This is a genomic window from Longimicrobium sp. (genome assembly GCA_036387335.1).
Lineage (GTDB): Bacteria > Gemmatimonadota > Gemmatimonadetes > Longimicrobiales > Longimicrobiaceae > Longimicrobium.
Genome location: DASVTZ010000110.1, coordinates 59,320 through 74,810, shown reverse-complemented (window position 1 = coordinate 74,810; position 15,491 = coordinate 59,320). Strand labels below are relative to the sequence as shown.

Sequence of the window (15,491 nt, the reverse complement as noted above, 5' to 3'; positions counted from 1 at the left end):
CAGAAGTGCTAAGTGCTGAGTGCCAAGTGCTAAGTAACAGCACTTTAGCACTTAGGACTTAGCACTTAGCACTTAAGGAGTTTCCGTGCCCGAGATCGAGGAGTTCACCCTCACCCCGCCCGCCGGCGAGCCCCCGCGCCTGGGAACCGTCCTGCGGCGCCTGGAGCTGATCCGCCGCGAGATGGACCGCGACGACCTGGAGCTCGAGGACCACATGCGCCTCTATCGCGAGGGGTGCGAGCTGGTGATGGCCGCCCGCGGCATCCTGCAGCACGCCGCCGCCGAGATCGAAGTCCTCATGGGCGACGGCCCGCCGCCCTCCGAAGCATAGCTTACAAACAGACGAAGCCCGGCAGCCGCACTTCGGCCGCCGGGCTTCTTCGTGTCACCGTCATCCTAATTGGCTCACGCGGAGGCGCGGAGACGCAGAGAGAGAACTGCCACTGGACGGCTCTTTGTCCTTCTTCGCGTCTCCGCGTCTCCGCGTGAGGCCTTCCGTACTGTCTAGCCCAGGATCGCCAGCCTCCGCCCCGCCTCTTCCGTGCGCACCACTTCAGGCCACACCGGCCCCTCGTGGACGATGTGGCAGCCGAAGCTGCACGCGTAGTCCACCATCGTCCGCCAGCGGCTCTCCGGCGGCTCCGATGCGCGCACCGTCTTGGCCAGGCGCGCGGGGCCGTTGTGCGGGCAGCGCTCCGGAACGCGGAGGACGTCGTCCGCGCCCAGCTCCAGCGGCGGCGCGTCTTTGGGATAGGACAGGGTGCTTTCCATGGTCGTCGCTCTGGGTGGTGAGGCCCTTCCGCGATGTTAACGGTTAGGCGGGAAAGGGACGGTATAGCCGCACGTCGGAGCGGCTGAGTCTTGGCGGAAGGGCTCGGGCACCTCTCCGCGGCTCTCGTCGCGGACACCCTCGCATCCGTTGGAACGACTAACGGCGGGCGCGGCTCGCTCCGCACGCGCCGGAAACAGCACAGAAACCGCTTTCGGGGCTCTGAAAGACCCCGCTGCAGGCGTGCTTCGCTGCACGTCGCCATGCATACGATACGGAGGGCCGATGCGCAAGCGCACGACCGTTTTTCCTCCGCAACGCGCCGCGGCGGTGACTTCGTTACACGCGGCGTCCCAAAAGAGACGCGCGCCTACTCGCCGGGCAGGATCGCCCGGAACAGCCGGCGCCGGAACATCTGCATGTCCTCGTCGGGCTGCTTGGGAATGTAGGTGCGGTTGCTGAGGAGCACCACCCAGCTTCGCCCGCTCGGCTCGATCCAGAGCGATGTGCCGGTCGCACCCGTGTGGCCGAAGGCGAGGATGTCCTTGCACGTCGCGTGGTCGGGTACCACGCCCTCGCGGCAGTACACCTCCCATCCCAGCGCCCGCGTCCCCGCGCCGGGCTGCGGCACGACGAACTCGCGGACGGTGCGCTTCTGGAAGATGCGCACGTTTCCCAGCCGCCCCTCGTTGGCCATCATCGCGGCGAAGCGCGCCAGGTCGTGCGCCGTGCTGAACGCCCCCGCGTTCCCCGCCACCCCGTCCAGCCGCCGCCCCACCTCGTCGTAGGAGCCGCCGGTGTAGGGGCCGTCCATCTCCTCCAGGTGCAGCGTCGGCGCGCACTTCGCGCACGGCGTGGGCACGCCCATCCGGGTGGATGCCATCCCCAGCGGACCCCACACGCGGCGCTTGAGGTAGGCCGGCAGGGGCTCGTCCGCCGCGCGCTGGGCCACGATGAACAGGATGACGAAGCCGATGTCGGAGTACAGGACGTCCTCGCCGGGCTTCAGGGCGAGCGGGCGGGTGATGAGGTAGCGCCGCACGTCGCCCGGCACCTCGCTGGCGATGTCGCTCGCCCCCGCGCGCACCCCGCCCGTGTGCGTCAGCAGCATGCGCACGGTCACGCTGTCCTTGTCGCCCCCGGAGAACTGGGGCACCCAGCGGCGCACGGGGTCATCCAGCGTGAGCCTTCCATCCTCCACCAGCGCCATCACCGCCGCCGTCGTGGCGACCACCTTGGTGAGCGAGGCGAGGTCGAAGAGCGTGGAGTCCGCGCTCACGGCGGGCGCGTCCTCGTCCCAGGTGAGCTTCCCGAACGCCTCCACCCCCTGGATCAGCGCGCGGTTGCCGAGGGCCAGCGCCGCGCCGGGAAACCATTCGCGCTCCACGCGGTTCTTCACCATCTGCGCCGCCAGCGCGAGGGCGGAGTCCGGAATGGGCGTGGGGCTGGGCGTGAGGGCGCGCTCCACGATGCCGGGCGGCTCCTCCCGCACTTCGCGCGGCCCGCCCGCGTCCCTGCACCCCGCCGCCAGCGTGGTGAGGATCAGGACGGCGATGCAGGGGACGGCTCGTCTCATGGGCTCGGCTCGGGTAACTCGTCTCGCGATGGCTACCTGCGTTGCAGAGACCGCGCCGCACCGCACTCCGCGCTACTGGACTCCTCTTTCGAGAGGTATTAACTACAGCGGCGCGAGCAACGGCCCCAACCTCCACTCGGACGCGCGTGAGGCATGAGGAAACTCTGGATTCTGTTCCTGCTGCTGGTACCCGCCGCGGCGCGGGCGCAGACGCGCGCCGACTCGGCCCTCGTCGGCCGGATCCTGGTGGCGGAGGACCGGCGTGACTCGGCGGCCGCGGAGATCGCGATCGGGCTGCGGCACGCCGACCCGCGCGTGCGGCTGATCGCGCACCGGGCGCTCGGTCGCATCCGCGATCCGCTGTTCGCCGCGCGCGATTCGCTGCCGCCGATGGCCGCGCCCCGCGCCTGGCCGGAGCCGGCATGGCGCCTCCGCTACCGCGCGCTCGCCACTCGAGGCGCGGACTGCGCGGCGCTGCGAACGGCGCTGGCAGACTCCGTATGGCACGTGCGCCTGCGGGCGGCCGGCGTGGCGGCGCCGTCGTGCGGCGCCGATTCCGCCTTCGTGCGCGTGCTGGCGAGATGGGTGGACGCGCTCCCCGCGGACACGCGCCGGCGCGCGGCGGGCGGGGTCTCGTGGCATGCGGGTGCGCACGCGGCGGTCGCGCTCGCGCGCGTCGCCCCGGAGCAGGCGCGCACGCGGCTCGGCCGTCTCGCCACGCATCCCGACTGGCACGTTCGCCTGTACGCCGCCCGCGCCGCCGCCGCACTCGCCGACACGCCACGCCTGCGCACCCTCGCGCGCGACCGCGACGGCAACGTGCAGGAGGCGGCGATCGACGCGCTCTCGAAGCTGGCGGGCCACGCGGCGGACGACGTGTACCTGGCCGCCCTACACGGGGACCAGGCGCAGGCCGTCCGCGCCGCCGCCATCGCGCTGAAGGGTTCTCCCGCACCCGCAACACGCGCGGCCGCCGACTCCCTGTTCGAGCGCTGGGTGCGCCGCGCGAACGACTCCGAGCGCGACGTACGCGTGGCGCTCCTCGAAGCAGCCGGACGCCCCGCGAGCGACGACCGCCCGCCCGGGCCGCAGGTCGATCTCCCGCCGGATGCGGTCGCGCTGGCGTTGGGTAAGGAGGTGCGCGTCCGCGTTGCGATGTCGCGCGACGCGGGCGGCGGGTCGTTCGTGGTGCGGCTGCGCGGCGACGTGGCGCCCATCATGGCTGCACGCGTGCTCGCGCTGGTGCGCGCCGGCTATTACGATGGCGGCAACTGGCACCGCGTGGAGCCGGACTTCGTGGTACAGGGCGGCGGCCCCGGGACGAACGAGTACGTCGGCCACCCGCGCTATCTTCGCGACGAGCTCGCGACGGTGGCCCACCCCCGCGGTTCCGTGGGGATGAGCACGCGCGGCCACGACACGGGCGACGCGCAGTGGTTCATCAACCTCAAGGACAATCCCCGCCTGGTCCGCGACTACTCCGTCTTCGCCCAGGTGGTGGAGGGGATGGACGTGGTAGATGGCATCATGGAGGGCGACGTGGTGGCGTCCATGCGAGTAGAGCCAGCCGCGCGAAGGTGACGATGTCTTCCAACGTGATGCGAGCCGCGGTGCTATCGGGAGAGATCGCGCTCTCCTTCAGCACCGCGGCCCGCGGCTAGTACACGACGACGGACTCAGGATTCCTGGATCAGCTTCGACTGCAGGATGAGCGCGACCGCCGTGGCCGCCAGCAGGCTCCCCTCGTCGCGCCCGACCTCGGGGGCCACGCGCACGCTTCCCCAGTTGACCTGCTCCACCGCTCCGATCACCCGCCCCTCGCGCCGCAGGACGTATCCCAGCGCACCGCAGCAGTCCGTCTGCCCGCCGGGAGGGTTCTCTCCCTCGATCTCGTAGCTCACCTCGTCGCGGCGCAGGGTGCCACCGGGAGCCCCATCGCCCGCCCCGACGATGCGCAGCGTCCACGCCCGGGACGGTTCGCCCGGCGGCTGGAGCGAGCATTCGAGCGAGGTACGGTCGTCCAGCGACAGCTCCACGCTGCCGAGCTTGAAGCCGCGCTCGATGTCGCGGTTGTCGCAGCGCACCGCCCACAGGTCGCCCGCCGCGGCGGTGTCGCGCAGCATGAACTCGTAGCGCTGCTGGAACTCGGTCTTCCCCTTGAGCGCGTCCACGATGCCGCCGCGCTGGCGGATGCCGTGGCGGTCGATGCGGTGTGCCTCGAACGGCCCCACGCGCAACGGCCCGTCGGCGCGCCACTGGTTGCGCGGCCGCACGCTCCACTCCGGCGCCGCCGCCAGGGTGGGCGGCATCGCCATCCTCGTCGTCGCGCACCCCGACGCGCTCAGCGCCAGCAGCCCGATCGCGAGCCTCGTCCGTGTGATGGTCATCGCGCCACCCCTCAGGCCGCCAGGTACGCGAGCACCAGCAGGGTCGCGGCGCGCGACCACCCCAGAATCCAGTGAATCGGCCTCGTATACATCAGCTTCCTCCTGTCGCCGGAAGTCCACAGTTGCACCTACTTCACCTTCTCGGGGAATGATGCGGGAGGCGGGGCGGCCCGGCATGGGGAAGGTGACCTATGCGGGCGACATGGCCGGGTTTGGAGGCGCCGGGGGATCAATCCCTGGCTGGAACCACGGGAAGGCGGCTGAAGCCGGCTCGAGAAAAGCGATGTCAGCGCATCCGCAGCAGCCCCTCCTGCGCCACGGACGCCACGAGCCGCCCCTCGCGGTCGTACAAACTTCCGCGCGTGAAGCCGCGCGCGCCGGTGGCGATGGGGCTATCGGTGGAGAAGAGGAGCCATTCGTCCGCGCGGAAGGGGCGGTGGAACCAGAGGGCGTGGTCGAGGGTGGCGGCCTGGAGCTCGGGGCGCTGAAAGGTGAGGCCGTGGGGGAGGAGCGCCGTGCCCAGCAGCCCGTAGTCCGACGCGTACGCCAGCACCGCCTGGTGGCGCAGCGTGTCCGCCGGCATCTCGCCGACGGCGCGGAACCAGACGTGCTTGGCGGGGTCACGCGGCGTGGGGCGAAACGGGTCCACCGGGTGCACGGGGCGGAAGTCGATGGGGCGGTCCTGGGTGTAGATCGCCCGCAGCGGCTCGGGGATGCGGTCCGCGACGGCGCGCACCAGGTCCAGCTCGCGCGGCAGCCCCTCCGGGTCGGGCACGGCGGGCGCATCCACCTGGTGCTCGATGCCGGGCTCCGGCACCTGGAAAGACGCGGCCATGTTGAAGATGGCGCGCCCGTGCTGGACGGCCGTCACGTGCCGCGTGGTGAAGCTCTTCCCGTCGCGCAGCCGGTCGACCAGGTACACGATGGGCGCGCCCAGGTCGCCGGGGAGGATGAAGTAGCCGTGGAGCGAGTGCGCCACGCGGTCGTCGCCTACCGTCCTTCCCGCCGCCACCAGCGCCTGCCCCAGCACCTGCCCCCCGAACACCCGCCCCGACCCGATGTCGCGGTTCGTCCCGCGGAAGATGTTTTCCTCGATGTGTTCGAGGTCGAGAAGCGCCAGGAGGTCCTGTAGACGGTAGCTCATGTAGTATGGCGAGATAGGTGTTCGGGGCGTGAGTGCTTAGTGCAAAGTGCTAAGTGCTAAGTGCTAAGTGCTAAGTGCTAAGTGCTGAGTGCCTATTGGCAGCTGCCCACCTCGGCCTTCCACCCCATTTTGTCATCCTGAGAGAGCCGCCCAACGGATGCCTGGGTAGCACGGCCTTCTGTTGCGGCGATCGAAGGATCTAGCCGGCGAGGCAGGAGGCCCGGGGTGCGATGCGAACCTCTCGCTACGCGCAGTAGATCCTTCGCTCCGCGCCATAAATTCGCGTGCGGGCGAGATCCGTGCGGCGCGTCGCTCAGGATGACAGAGGGGGAGGGACCCCACCTTTCTTCGCACTCCCGCACTAACGCACTAACGCACTGCGGTCCAGCACTTAGGACTTAGGACTTAGGACTTAGCACTTCCTCACCGCAACACCGGCGCGAGAATCGACACCGCCGCCACGATCACGACCACGCCGATCACGTCCAGGATCAGCCCGTACCGCACCATCCGCATCAGCGGGACGTAGCCGGAGCCGTAGACGATCGCGTTGCACGGCGTCGAGACTGGGAGCATGAAGCCCAGGCTGGCGGCCATCGTCGCGCCCAGGGCCGGGGCGAGCGGATCGACGCCGGCCGCGGTGGCGATGGAGATTACGACCGGCACCACCATGTTGGCGGAGGCGGTGTTGCTGGTCGTCTCGCTCACGAGCACGGCCACGATCACGGATGCCACCAGCAGCCCGAAGTCGCCGTGGAGCGGAAGAAGGTGCGTGATCCCCCGCCCCACCGACTCCGCCAGCCCGGTGTTGAAAGACAGCACTCCCAGCGCGAAACCGCCGCCGTACAGCAGGATCACCCCCCAGTCGATCCGCACCGCCTGCTCCCAATCGATCGCCTTCTCGCCGGGCGCGCTACCGGGTAGGACGAAGAGGAGAAACGCCCCTATCAGCGCCGCGACCGCCTCCGGCACCCGCGCGTTCATCTCGCGATAGACGGGGCTCGCCTCGCCCACGACGAGCGCGAACACCCCCGGCACCACCCAGAGCGCCGCCGTCACCCCGAACGCGATGGCGACGGAGCGCTGCCCGCGCGTCCAGGGACCCAGCGATGCGCGCTCGCGGCGGATCAGCTCCGCGCCCTCGCCCAGCGTGCTCACCCCCGCCGGCGAGAGCCAGTTGAGGTACAGGTAGAGCGCGGCGAAGAGCACGAGCACCACCGGCACCCCCACCGACATCCACTCGAAGAAGGTCACCTCCACCTTGAGCAGCGTACGGATGAAGCCAATGCCGATCACGTTCGGCGGCGTGCCGATGGGCGTCGCCAGGCCGCCGATGGAGGCGGCGAAGCTGGTCATCAGCATCAGCCCCGTGGCGTAGCGCGGATCGATCTCAGAACCCCCGGCCGCCGTGCCGTGCATCACGCCCAGGATCGACATCCCGATCCCGAACATCATGGCGGTGGTGGCGGTGTTCGACATCCACGCGCTCAGCGCCGCCGTCACCGCCCCGAACGCCAGCAGCACCCGCGCGGGACGTCCCCCGATCCAAGGAATCGTGAGCACCGCGAAGGCCACGCGCCGGTCGAGCGCGTGCAGAAAGATCGCCCGCGCCAGGATGAACGAGCCGATGAAGAGGAAGATCAGCGGATCGGCAAAGGGCGCGAACACCTCTTTTGCGGGCGCCACGCGCAGCACCACGCACGCCGCCGCGCCCAGCAGCGCCGTCGCCGGCATGGGAAGCGCCTCCGTGATCCACAGCACCACCACCGCCGCCATCACCGCGGCCAGCCGGTGCGCCTCCGGCTTCAGCCCTTCCATGGGCGCCAGCAGCAACGCCGCGAACACCAGCGGCGCCACCACGAACCCCGCACGGTTCCGCAGCCGCTCGAAGCGCTGCTCGCCTCGGGAAAGGACCTCGCGCGGATGTGGAGTGGCGGTGGCAGTCACGGGCGGGAGTGCGGTCGGCGAGTGGCGAACGGTGTGGCGGGCCGTGCACGATACCGCGCATCGGCGGCGGCGGCAAACCGGGTCGGCCGCGCCACCGCGTCCACTTGACCGGCCCGCGCCGGACCGGCGGAGGACCTCGCTCGTGCCGAGCATCAGACAACACGGGAGCGGCGGCGCGCGTATTAAGCCGTTCTGCGGGCGCAAATTCTGCTGGTGGAACATTGATCGCGCTACGGAGTCCCTCTACCTTCAGCGCGCGCCCCGACGAAGTGCGTCCACCCACCCAGCCCACTGGAACGAATGCCGAGCCGGAAGGAACTCGAGGCCCTCTTCCTCGAACACCTCCCCTGGATCGACCGCGTCTGTGCGCTCCTGTGCCGGCGGCATGGGCTGGCCGGTGCGGAGGGCGAGGACTTCACGTCGTGGGCGCGGATGAGGCTGGTGGAAGACGAGTATGCCGCCCTCCGCAAGTTCCGCGGCGAGAGCTCGCTGAACACGTACCTCACGGTCGTGGTGTCGATGCTCTTTCGTGAGTACCGTGTATCCCGCTGGGGCCGCTGGCGTCCCTCGGCCGCGGCGCGGCGCGAAGGGCCCGTTGCCGTGCGCCTGGAAACGCTGGTGCGCCGCGACGGTTACGGGCTCGATCAGGCCGTGGAAGTCCTCCGCACGTCCGGCGACACCGATGCCTCGCAGGGCGAGCTGGCGCGGATGCTCGCGCGACTCCCGGCGCGCACGCCTCTGCGCCCGTCGCAGGTGGGTGCCGACGAGCTGGAGCACACCCCCGGCCCCGCCTCCGCGGACGACCTGACGGAGCGCGCCGAGTCGGAGGCGGAGCGGACGCAACTCCACGACGCGCTGAGCCGCGCGCTCGACCGCCTGGGCGAAGAGGACCGGCTGATCCTGCGGATGCGCTTCTGGGAGGATCTCAGCGTGGCCGACATCGCGCGCGGCCTGGCGCTGCCCCAAAAGCCTCTGTACAGGCGCATCGAGCGGACCCTGAACGAGTTGCGCGGGCACCTGCAGGCCTCCGGAATCACGCCGGACGAAGTGCGGTCGCTCCTCGGCAATCTGGAGGCGGAATGAGCGAAACGCGCGACAAACGCTATACGCGTCCATCCAATAGGTATGACGCGCAGGTGGAGGGCACCCGATGACGGACCCAATGAAGAACGCAGAGCGCCTGGCCGCCCTCCTCGATGGGCGGCTGGACGCGCACCGGCGCAACGAGCTGCTCGCCGAGCTCGCGGCATCGGAAGACGACTTTGACGCCTACGCGGACGCGGTAGCGATCACCGCCGAGCTGGAGGGCGCCGCCCCGGGGGTGACGCCGATCCCTGTTGCGCCCGAGGTGACCCCGATCCACGACGCGCCTGAGGAAACGTCCACCCACGCCGCGCCGGAGGTGACGCCGATCCAGAACGCGCCGTCGCGCCGGCGCGGGCTCTCGCCGCGCTGGCTGGCGATCGCGGCGGTGCTTGCCGGGATCGCGCTCGCGCCCTGGCTGTGGACGCGCTTCGCGGCGGACCGCGGCCTCGTTGCCGTCGAGGCGGACGCGCTCCCGGCTGGGTGGGACGCGAGCCCCTGGGGCACCACCCGCGGTGCCGGCGACGGGCTTACCAACGACGCGCGCGCCGTCCGCCTGGGCGTGCGCCTGGTGGACCTGGAGCTCGCCGTGCGCGGGCGCGACCCCGCCACCGCCCAGCTCGCCACCGAGACCGCGATGCTCCTGGAGGGCCTCTCCGCCGCGGCGCCCTCCGGCATCTACCACAAAGTCGCCCGCCGCGCCGGCGAGCCGCCCGAACGCCTCGAACCGCTGCTGGACGAAGGGCGCAAGCTGGTGCCGCAGATGGCGGGCGAGGAGCAGGTGAAGCTGGGTGCGTGGATCGAATCGGCGCGCATCGCCGCCGCCAACCGAGACGAGGGCTTCTTTGGGAGCCGGGCCACCCGCTCGCAGCTTGAGAGGATGGCGCGGGATCCCTCTCTCGATCCGGGCGCCCGCAGCGGCGCCGAGCGCATCCGGACGGCGGTGGAGACCGCTTCAGCCCAGGACTGGGGCCTGCTGGAGCGCGAGCTGGCCGGTCTGCTGCGATCACTTGGCAGATGAAGCCCGGGAGCTACCGCAGGTAGGACTGGTGAGATAACCATCTGATTCACGTTTAGCGGGAACAGTCTGAGGGTAGGCCGTTCCCGCTTCCGCGTGCGGGCATGCGCCACCGAGTGCGGGCTGGTAGATTCCACGTCTTAGCGGGTGCACAAGAGGATTCCGGGGAAGAGGATACGAGGTCATGGATTCACAGATGGTGCTGGAGATCGTGGGGTACGTGGCGTCGGTGCTGGTGGCCGTGTCACTGATGATGAGTTCGATCCTGCGGCTGAGGATCATCAACCTGGTGGGATCGGCGGCGTTCACGGTGTACGGGGTGCTGATCCACGCGTATCCCGTGGCGGCGGTGAACGGGCTGATCGTGCTCATCAACCTGTACTACCTGCGGCAGATGCTGGCTTCACGCGAGTACTTCAAGCTCCTGCGCGTGCAGCCGGATTCGGAGTACCTGCGCTACTTCCTGGACTTCTACCAGGCCGACATCCAGCGCTTCCTCCCCGGCTTCACGCACACGCCGGCCGCGGGGCAGCTCACCTTTTTCGTGCTGCGCGACATGGTGCCGGCGGGGCTCTTCATCGGCGAGACAGAGGGGGATGGCGCGCTCCGCGTGGTGCTGGACTTCGTGATCCCGCAGTTCCGCGACTTCAAGACGGGGCGCTACCTCTTCACCGACCAGGCGGAGTTCTTTCGCGAGCTGGGCGTGCACGAGATCCTGAGTGATCCCGGGAACAGCGAGCACAGCAAGTACCTGCGCCGCATGGGCTTCGCGCCGGGTGAGGGCATGTACCGGCTGCGCGTCGCGTGAGCGAGATCGTCTTCCGCGCGCGCCGCGTGGTCCTGCCGGAGGGCATGCGGCCCGCGTCCGTGCACGTGGTGGGCGCCCGGATCGCGGCGATCCGGGCGTTCGACGATGCGGGAAATGGCGCGACGGTGGTGGATGCGGGCGATGCGGTCCTGATGCCGGGACTCGTGGACACGCACGTGCACGTCAACGAGCCGGGGCGGACGGAGTGGGAGGGCTTCGCGACCGCCACCCGCGCCGCCGCGGCCGGCGGGGTGACGACGATCGTGGACATGCCGCTGAACAGCATCCCCGCCACGACTTCGGCGGATGGGCTGCGGGCGAAGCTGGACGCGGCGCGCGGGAAGTGCGGCGTGGACGTGGGGTTCTGGGGAGGCGTGGTGCCGGGGAACGAGGCCGAGCTGCGCCCGCTGTGGGAGGCGGGGGTGCTCGGCTTCAAGTGCTTCCTCGCCCCCTCCGGCGTCGCTGAGTTCGGCCACGTGGGCGAGGCGGAGCTGCGACTCGCAATGCCGATCATGGCCGAGCTGGGTGCGCCGCTGCTGGTGCATGCCGAGCTTCCGGCGCCGCTGGAGCGCGCCGCCGCAGCCATCGCCGGCGAGGACCCGCGCGCGTATGCCACTTATCTGCGCTCCCGCCCTCCTCAGGCAGAGGTCGAGGCGATCGAGATGATGATCCGCCTCTGCCGCGAGTTCGGCACACAGGTGCACATCGTCCACCTGGCGGCGGCGGAGGCGCTCCCGCTGCTCCGCGCGGCGCGCGCGGAGGGGCTGCCGGTCACCGCGGAGACGTGCCCGCACTACCTGCACTTCGCGGCGGCGGAGATCCGCGACGATGGGCTGGAGTGGAAGTGCGCGCCCCCGATCCGCCACCGGGCGAACCGCGACCGGCTGTGGGATGCGCTCGCGGCGGGCGAGCTGGATCTCGTCGCGTCCGACCACTCGCCGTGCCCGCCGTCGATGAAGGCCGGCGACTGGTTCACGGCGTGGGGCGGAATCGCGTCGCTCCAGCTCGGGATGCGCGTGATGTGGACGGACGCGAGGGCGCGCGGGATCGGCTTCGATCGCGTCGCCGAATGGATGTGCGCGGCCCCGGCGCGACTCACGGGGCTGGAGGGGCGCAAGGGCTCCATTGCGGTAGGATGCGATGCGGACCTGGTGGTGTGGGACCCGGACCCGGAGGCCACCGTGCGGCCGGAGGAGCTTCATCACAGGCACAAAGTGACTCCGTACGCGGGCGGAGTCTTTGCCGGGGAGGTGCTGGCGACGTACGTTCGTGGGGTGCAGGTGTACGACCGCGGCCGCTTTGCGGATCAGCCGGCCGGGCGCATCCTCCTTCGCGACGACGCATGACCGACTTCGAGGAGCTGCCGGACCTGGCGTCTGAGAGGCTGGGCGGCGCGGTGCTGGCGGCCAATGACGAGTTCTTCGCCCCCAAGGAAGGCCTGCTGAAGCCCGGCCCCGCGGAGTGGCGCGAGGGCGAGTACACCGAGCGCGGCAAGTGGATGGACGGCTGGGAGACCCGCCGCCACTCGCCGGACCACGACTGGTGCATCATTCGCCTGGGCGCGCCAGGCATGGTGCGCGGCGTGGTGGCGGACACGGCGTTCTTTCGCGGCAACTACCCCGAGCACTGCTCGCTGGAGGGCTGCTCCGTCCCCGGCACACCGTCCGCCGCCGAGCTGGCACACGCGGAGTGGACCGAGATCCTCCCGAAATCGCCGTTGCTGGGCGATCACAAGAACCGTTTTGACGTATCGCACGACCGGCGTTTGACGCATCTGCGCTTCCACATCTACCCGGATGGGGGTGTGGCGCGACTGCGGGTGCACGGCGAGGTGGTGCCCGAGTGGACGCGCTTCGCCCGGTCGGGGGGCGAGGTGGATCTGGCTGCGATGGAGAACGGCGGGTGGGTGGTGTCGTGCAGCGACATGTTCTTTGGGGACCGGCAGAACCTGGTGCTCCCCGGGCGTTCCACGCACATGGGCGACGGATGGGAGACGCGACGCCGCCGCGGGCCGGGCCACGACTGGAGCATCGTGCGCCTCGCCGCGCCGGGCACGATCCACCGCGTGGAGATCGACACCGACCACTTCAAGGGAAACGCGCCCGAGCGCTGCACCCTGGAGGCGATCCACCTCCCCGGCGCCACCGCAGACGCGCTCGCCGCCCCCTCCGCGCCCTGGACGCCGCTCCTGGCCGAAACCGGTCTCCAGCCCCACGCGCGCCACCGCTTCGAGGACCAGGTCATCGCCGCAGGCCCCGCGACCCACGTGCGTCTCAACGTCTTTCCGGACGGCGGGATCGCGCGGCTACGGTTGTTCGGGGTGCTGGATGCGCGGCACAGCGGGGGTGAGGGCGGCGGGGGGGATAGCGGCGGGGGCGAGATCGGCAGGGGCGAAATCGACCGGGGCGAGGGCAGCGGAGGCGGGAGCGGCGGGGGCTGAAGCCCCCGCCTGGAACCACGCGAAGGCGGCTAAAGCCGGCTCGACGAACGCGAGATTCGACCGGGAGTCCGCGAAGGCGGACTTTGTGCTGTTGTTGCAGCGAGTTCACTCGCCACCTGACCCACAATGACCGCCCTCGACCACCTCAACTCCCTTCCGCACGATGACGCCATGCGCGAGCTACTCACCTGCTGCGGATCGCGGGAGTGGGCGCGGCGGATGGCGGCGGCACGGCCGTTCGCGGACGAGGCGGCGCTGTTGGAGCGGGCAGACGAGGTGTGGTGGGCGCTCGAGGAACGGGACTGGCTCGAAGCATTTCGCAGCCATCCCCGCATTGGCGAGAAGAAGGCGGAGGCGGGGCAGACTTCGCGCGAGCAGGCGTGGTCCGCGGGGGAGCAGGCGGGGGTGAGCAGCGCCGCCGCCGAGACGCAGCGGGCGCTTGCGGAGGGAAATCGCGAATACGACGAGCGCTTCGGCTTCATCTACATCGTCTGCGCGACGGGGAAGACGGCTGACGAGATGCTCGCCCTCCTCCGCCAGCGGCTCGGCAATGACCCGGCGGCCGAGCTGCGCGTCGCGGCGGGGGAGCAGAGCAAGATCACGCGGATTCGGCTGGAGAAGCTGCTGGCCGTCCGCGGCGAGTAAACCAGATCCACACCCCACCAACCGAACCATGAGCGCGATCACGACGCACGTGCTGGACACCGCCCGCGGATGGCCCGCATCGGGCGTGGCGATCGTGCTGGAGCGCGTGGGGGATGGCGCCGCGACACCGCTCGGGCGCGGCGAGACCGATGCGGACGGGCGCCTGCGCACCCTCCTTCCCGCAGGCGCTCCGCTCGAGAAGGGGACGTACCGGCTCGTCTTCGACACAGGCGCCTATTTCGCGGCGCAGGGAGTCGAGGCGTTCTACCCGGAGGTCGCCATCGTTTTCCAGGTAAAGAACGGAGGCGAGCACTTCCACGTCCCGCTCCTGCTGAGCCCCTTCGGCTACTCCACCTACCGCGGAAGCTGATGAACCCCGCCGTTCGCGAGATTCTCGACCTCGTTTTCCGCTGGATCCACGTGATCGCGGGGATCATGTGGATCGGCAACTCGCTGCTGTGGAACTGGATCGACCGCAACCTCCTCCCAACTGAGCCGGGCAAGGAGGGGGAGATCTGGCTGCTGCACAGCGGCGCGTTCTACCGCATGGAGAAGAACGTGGTGGGGTGGGACCGCGCGCGGCCGCTGCACTGGTTCAAGTGGCAGGCGTACACCACCTGGCTCACCGGCGCCGCACTCCTCGTCGTGGTTTACTACGCCAGCGGCGGCGCGCTCCTGGTGGACCCCGCGGTGCGCGATCTCACCCCGGCGCAAGCAGTCGGCGTGGCCGCGGGGTCGATCGTGGGGGCTTGGCTGGCGTACGACTTCGTGCTGGGCCGCGCGATCTCGCGGATGGGGCGGATGGGCGCGGTGGCGGGCTTGGCGCTGGTGCTTGGGGTCGGCTACGCGCTCACGCACCTGCTGAGCGGGCGCGCGGCCTTTCTGCACGTGGGCGCGATGCTGGGGACGCTGATGGCGGGGAACGTGTTCCGCGTCATCATGCCTTCGCAGCGCGTGCTGGTGGCCGCCGCGGAGCGCGGGGAGCGGCCGGACCCCGCGCCCTCGAAGCGCGCCAAGGAACGGTCGATCCACAACAACTACATGACCTTTCCGGTCATCGCGCTGATGCTGAGCAGCCACTTCCCGGACCTGTACGGGCACCGGCTGAACTGGCTCTTTCTCGGCATCCTCGTGCTGGCGGGCGCCACGGTGCGCCACATCCTGAACGTCCGCTTCACCTTTCCGCGATGGAGGCTGGCGCTCGCCGCCACCTTTGCGACGACGCTCGGCGCCCTCTTCCTCCTCCTGGCGCGTCCGGCCGCGTCCCGCACCGAGGCGTCCGCGGGTGAGCGCGTCACCTTTGCGCAGGCCAACGCCGTCATCCAGAAGCGATGCGCCGTCTGCCACTCCGCCAGCGCGGCCGATCACACCTTTGGAGCGGCACCGGCGGGTGTGGCCTTCGACACGCCGGAGCAGATCCTGGCCCGCGTGGAGCGCATCCGCGTCCGCGCCGTCGAGACCGCGACGATGCCGCCCGCCAACAAGACCTTTGCGACGCCGGAAGAGCGCGCGCTCCTTGGCCGCTGGATCGCGCAGGGGGCGCACCGCGAGTAAAACTGCTGGTTTCACGCGGAGGCGCGGAGACGCAGAGAGAGAACATCGGGAACGCTGGAGTTGAGGGTTTCTGTTGCTGGCTCGCGGGTTGCTGGGATGTAGAAGGGGAATCTCGGGCGA

Annotated in this window: 15 protein-coding genes; 10 read left to right on the top strand and 5 right to left on the bottom strand. The window is 70.3% G+C overall.

The window, feature by feature from the left end:
• The first annotated feature begins 85 nt into the window (after window positions 1-85).
• Window positions 86-331: an exodeoxyribonuclease VII small subunit gene (gene xseB / locus VF647_10520; GenBank protein HEX8452521.1), complete on the top strand. Its 246-nt coding sequence runs from the start codon at window positions 86-88 to the stop codon at window positions 329-331.
• A 173-nt stretch (window positions 332-504) separates the two neighbouring features.
• Here xseB and VF647_10515 read toward each other — a convergent pair whose 3' ends face one another.
• Both VF647_10515 and VF647_10510 read right to left on the bottom strand, forming a co-directional pair.
• Complete coding sequence (locus tag VF647_10515) at window positions 505-771, bottom strand: hypothetical protein (protein ID HEX8452520.1); 267 nt, start codon at window positions 769-771, stop codon at window positions 505-507.
• Window positions 772-1,139: 368 nt separating this feature from the next.
• On the bottom strand, window positions 1,140-2,345 hold the full coding sequence (locus VF647_10510) for a serine hydrolase domain-containing protein (protein HEX8452519.1): 1,206 nt from the start codon (window positions 2,343-2,345) through the stop codon (window positions 1,140-1,142).
• A 153-nt stretch (window positions 2,346-2,498) separates the two neighbouring features.
• On the opposite strand from VF647_10510, the gene VF647_10505 reads away from it, so the two are divergent.
• The gene (locus tag VF647_10505; protein ID HEX8452518.1) at window positions 2,499-3,926 is read left to right on the top strand and encodes a peptidylprolyl isomerase; all 1,428 of its coding nucleotides are present in this window, start codon (window positions 2,499-2,501) and stop codon (window positions 3,924-3,926) included.
• A 95-nt stretch (window positions 3,927-4,021) separates the two neighbouring features.
• Here VF647_10505 and VF647_10500 read toward each other — a convergent pair whose 3' ends face one another.
• The 3 genes from VF647_10500 to VF647_10490 form a co-directional block, all read right to left on the bottom strand.
• Complete coding sequence (locus tag VF647_10500; protein HEX8452517.1) at window positions 4,022-4,732, bottom strand: hypothetical protein; 711 nt, start codon at window positions 4,730-4,732, stop codon at window positions 4,022-4,024.
• Between the two features lie 286 nt (window positions 4,733-5,018).
• A complete protein-coding gene (gene tesB / locus VF647_10495) occupies window positions 5,019-5,876 on the bottom strand; it encodes an acyl-CoA thioesterase II (GenBank protein ID HEX8452516.1) in 858 nt (285 codons plus the stop codon).
• Between the two features lie 423 nt (window positions 5,877-6,299).
• The gene (locus VF647_10490; GenBank protein HEX8452515.1) at window positions 6,300-7,823 is read right to left on the bottom strand and encodes a DASS family sodium-coupled anion symporter; all 1,524 of its coding nucleotides are present in this window, start codon (window positions 7,821-7,823) and stop codon (window positions 6,300-6,302) included.
• Window positions 7,824-8,123: 300 nt separating this feature from the next.
• Here VF647_10490 and VF647_10485 point away from each other — a divergent pair, with 300 nt between their 5' ends.
• The 8 genes from VF647_10485 to VF647_10450 all read left to right on the top strand — a co-directional run bounded on the left by VF647_10485 (window position 8,124) and on the right by VF647_10450 (window position 15,371).
• The gene (locus VF647_10485) at window positions 8,124-8,906 is read left to right on the top strand and encodes a sigma-70 family RNA polymerase sigma factor (protein ID HEX8452514.1); all 783 of its coding nucleotides are present in this window, start codon (window positions 8,124-8,126) and stop codon (window positions 8,904-8,906) included.
• A gap of 79 nt (window positions 8,907-8,985) precedes the next feature.
• Complete coding sequence (locus VF647_10480) at window positions 8,986-9,927, top strand: hypothetical protein (GenBank protein HEX8452513.1); 942 nt, start codon at window positions 8,986-8,988, stop codon at window positions 9,925-9,927.
• Window positions 9,928-10,108: 181 nt separating this feature from the next.
• Window positions 10,109-10,732, top strand: coding sequence for a hypothetical protein (locus VF647_10475; GenBank protein HEX8452512.1), 624 nt, complete (start codon window positions 10,109-10,111; stop codon window positions 10,730-10,732).
• The gene (allB, locus tag VF647_10470) at window positions 10,729-12,078 is read left to right on the top strand and encodes an allantoinase AllB (GenBank protein HEX8452511.1); all 1,350 of its coding nucleotides are present in this window, start codon (window positions 10,729-10,731) and stop codon (window positions 12,076-12,078) included. Before VF647_10475 ends, allB begins: the two co-directional genes overlap by 4 nt.
• Complete coding sequence (gene alc, locus VF647_10465) at window positions 12,075-13,172, top strand: allantoicase (protein HEX8452510.1); 1,098 nt, start codon at window positions 12,075-12,077, stop codon at window positions 13,170-13,172. The genes allB and alc overlap by 4 nt, the downstream gene beginning before the upstream one ends.
• A gap of 126 nt (window positions 13,173-13,298) precedes the next feature.
• Window positions 13,299-13,817: a 2-oxo-4-hydroxy-4-carboxy-5-ureidoimidazoline decarboxylase gene (gene uraD, locus VF647_10460; protein HEX8452509.1), complete on the top strand. Its 519-nt coding sequence runs from the start codon at window positions 13,299-13,301 to the stop codon at window positions 13,815-13,817.
• Window positions 13,818-13,845: 28 nt separating this feature from the next.
• Complete coding sequence (gene uraH, locus VF647_10455; GenBank protein ID HEX8452508.1) at window positions 13,846-14,187, top strand: hydroxyisourate hydrolase; 342 nt, start codon at window positions 13,846-13,848, stop codon at window positions 14,185-14,187.
• A complete protein-coding gene (locus tag VF647_10450) occupies window positions 14,187-15,371 on the top strand; it encodes a urate hydroxylase PuuD (protein HEX8452507.1) in 1,185 nt (394 codons plus the stop codon). Before uraH ends, VF647_10450 begins: the two co-directional genes overlap by 1 nt.
• The last annotated feature ends 120 nt before the right edge of the window (window positions 15,372-15,491 follow it).

Excerpts from the sequence above, each read along its gene's own strand:
- VF647_10510 (HEX8452519.1), bottom strand. The coding sequence starts at position 2,345 with ATGAGACGAGCCGTCCCCTGCATCGCCGTCCTGATCCTCACCACGCTG.
- VF647_10485 (HEX8452514.1), top strand. The coding sequence starts at position 8,124 with ATGCCGAGCCGGAAGGAACTCGAGGCCCTCTTCCTCGAACACCTCCCC.
- uraH (HEX8452508.1), top strand. The coding sequence starts at position 13,846 with ATGAGCGCGATCACGACGCACGTGCTGGACACCGCCCGCGGATGGCCC.
- alc (HEX8452510.1), top strand. The coding sequence starts at position 12,075 with ATGACCGACTTCGAGGAGCTGCCGGACCTGGCGTCTGAGAGGCTGGGC.
- VF647_10480 (HEX8452513.1), top strand. The coding sequence starts at position 8,986 with ATGAAGAACGCAGAGCGCCTGGCCGCCCTCCTCGATGGGCGGCTGGAC.
- tesB (HEX8452516.1), bottom strand. The coding sequence starts at position 5,876 with ATGAGCTACCGTCTACAGGACCTCCTGGCGCTTCTCGACCTCGAACAC.
- VF647_10505 (HEX8452518.1), top strand. The coding sequence starts at position 2,499 with ATGAGGAAACTCTGGATTCTGTTCCTGCTGCTGGTACCCGCCGCGGCG.
- VF647_10500 (HEX8452517.1), bottom strand. The coding sequence starts at position 4,732 with ATGACCATCACACGGACGAGGCTCGCGATCGGGCTGCTGGCGCTGAGC.
- VF647_10475 (HEX8452512.1), top strand. The coding sequence starts at position 10,109 with ATGGATTCACAGATGGTGCTGGAGATCGTGGGGTACGTGGCGTCGGTG.
- uraD (HEX8452509.1), top strand. The coding sequence starts at position 13,299 with ATGACCGCCCTCGACCACCTCAACTCCCTTCCGCACGATGACGCCATG.
- VF647_10450 (HEX8452507.1), top strand. The coding sequence starts at position 14,187 with ATGAACCCCGCCGTTCGCGAGATTCTCGACCTCGTTTTCCGCTGGATC.
- VF647_10515 (HEX8452520.1), bottom strand. The coding sequence starts at position 771 with ATGGAAAGCACCCTGTCCTATCCCAAAGACGCGCCGCCGCTGGAGCTG.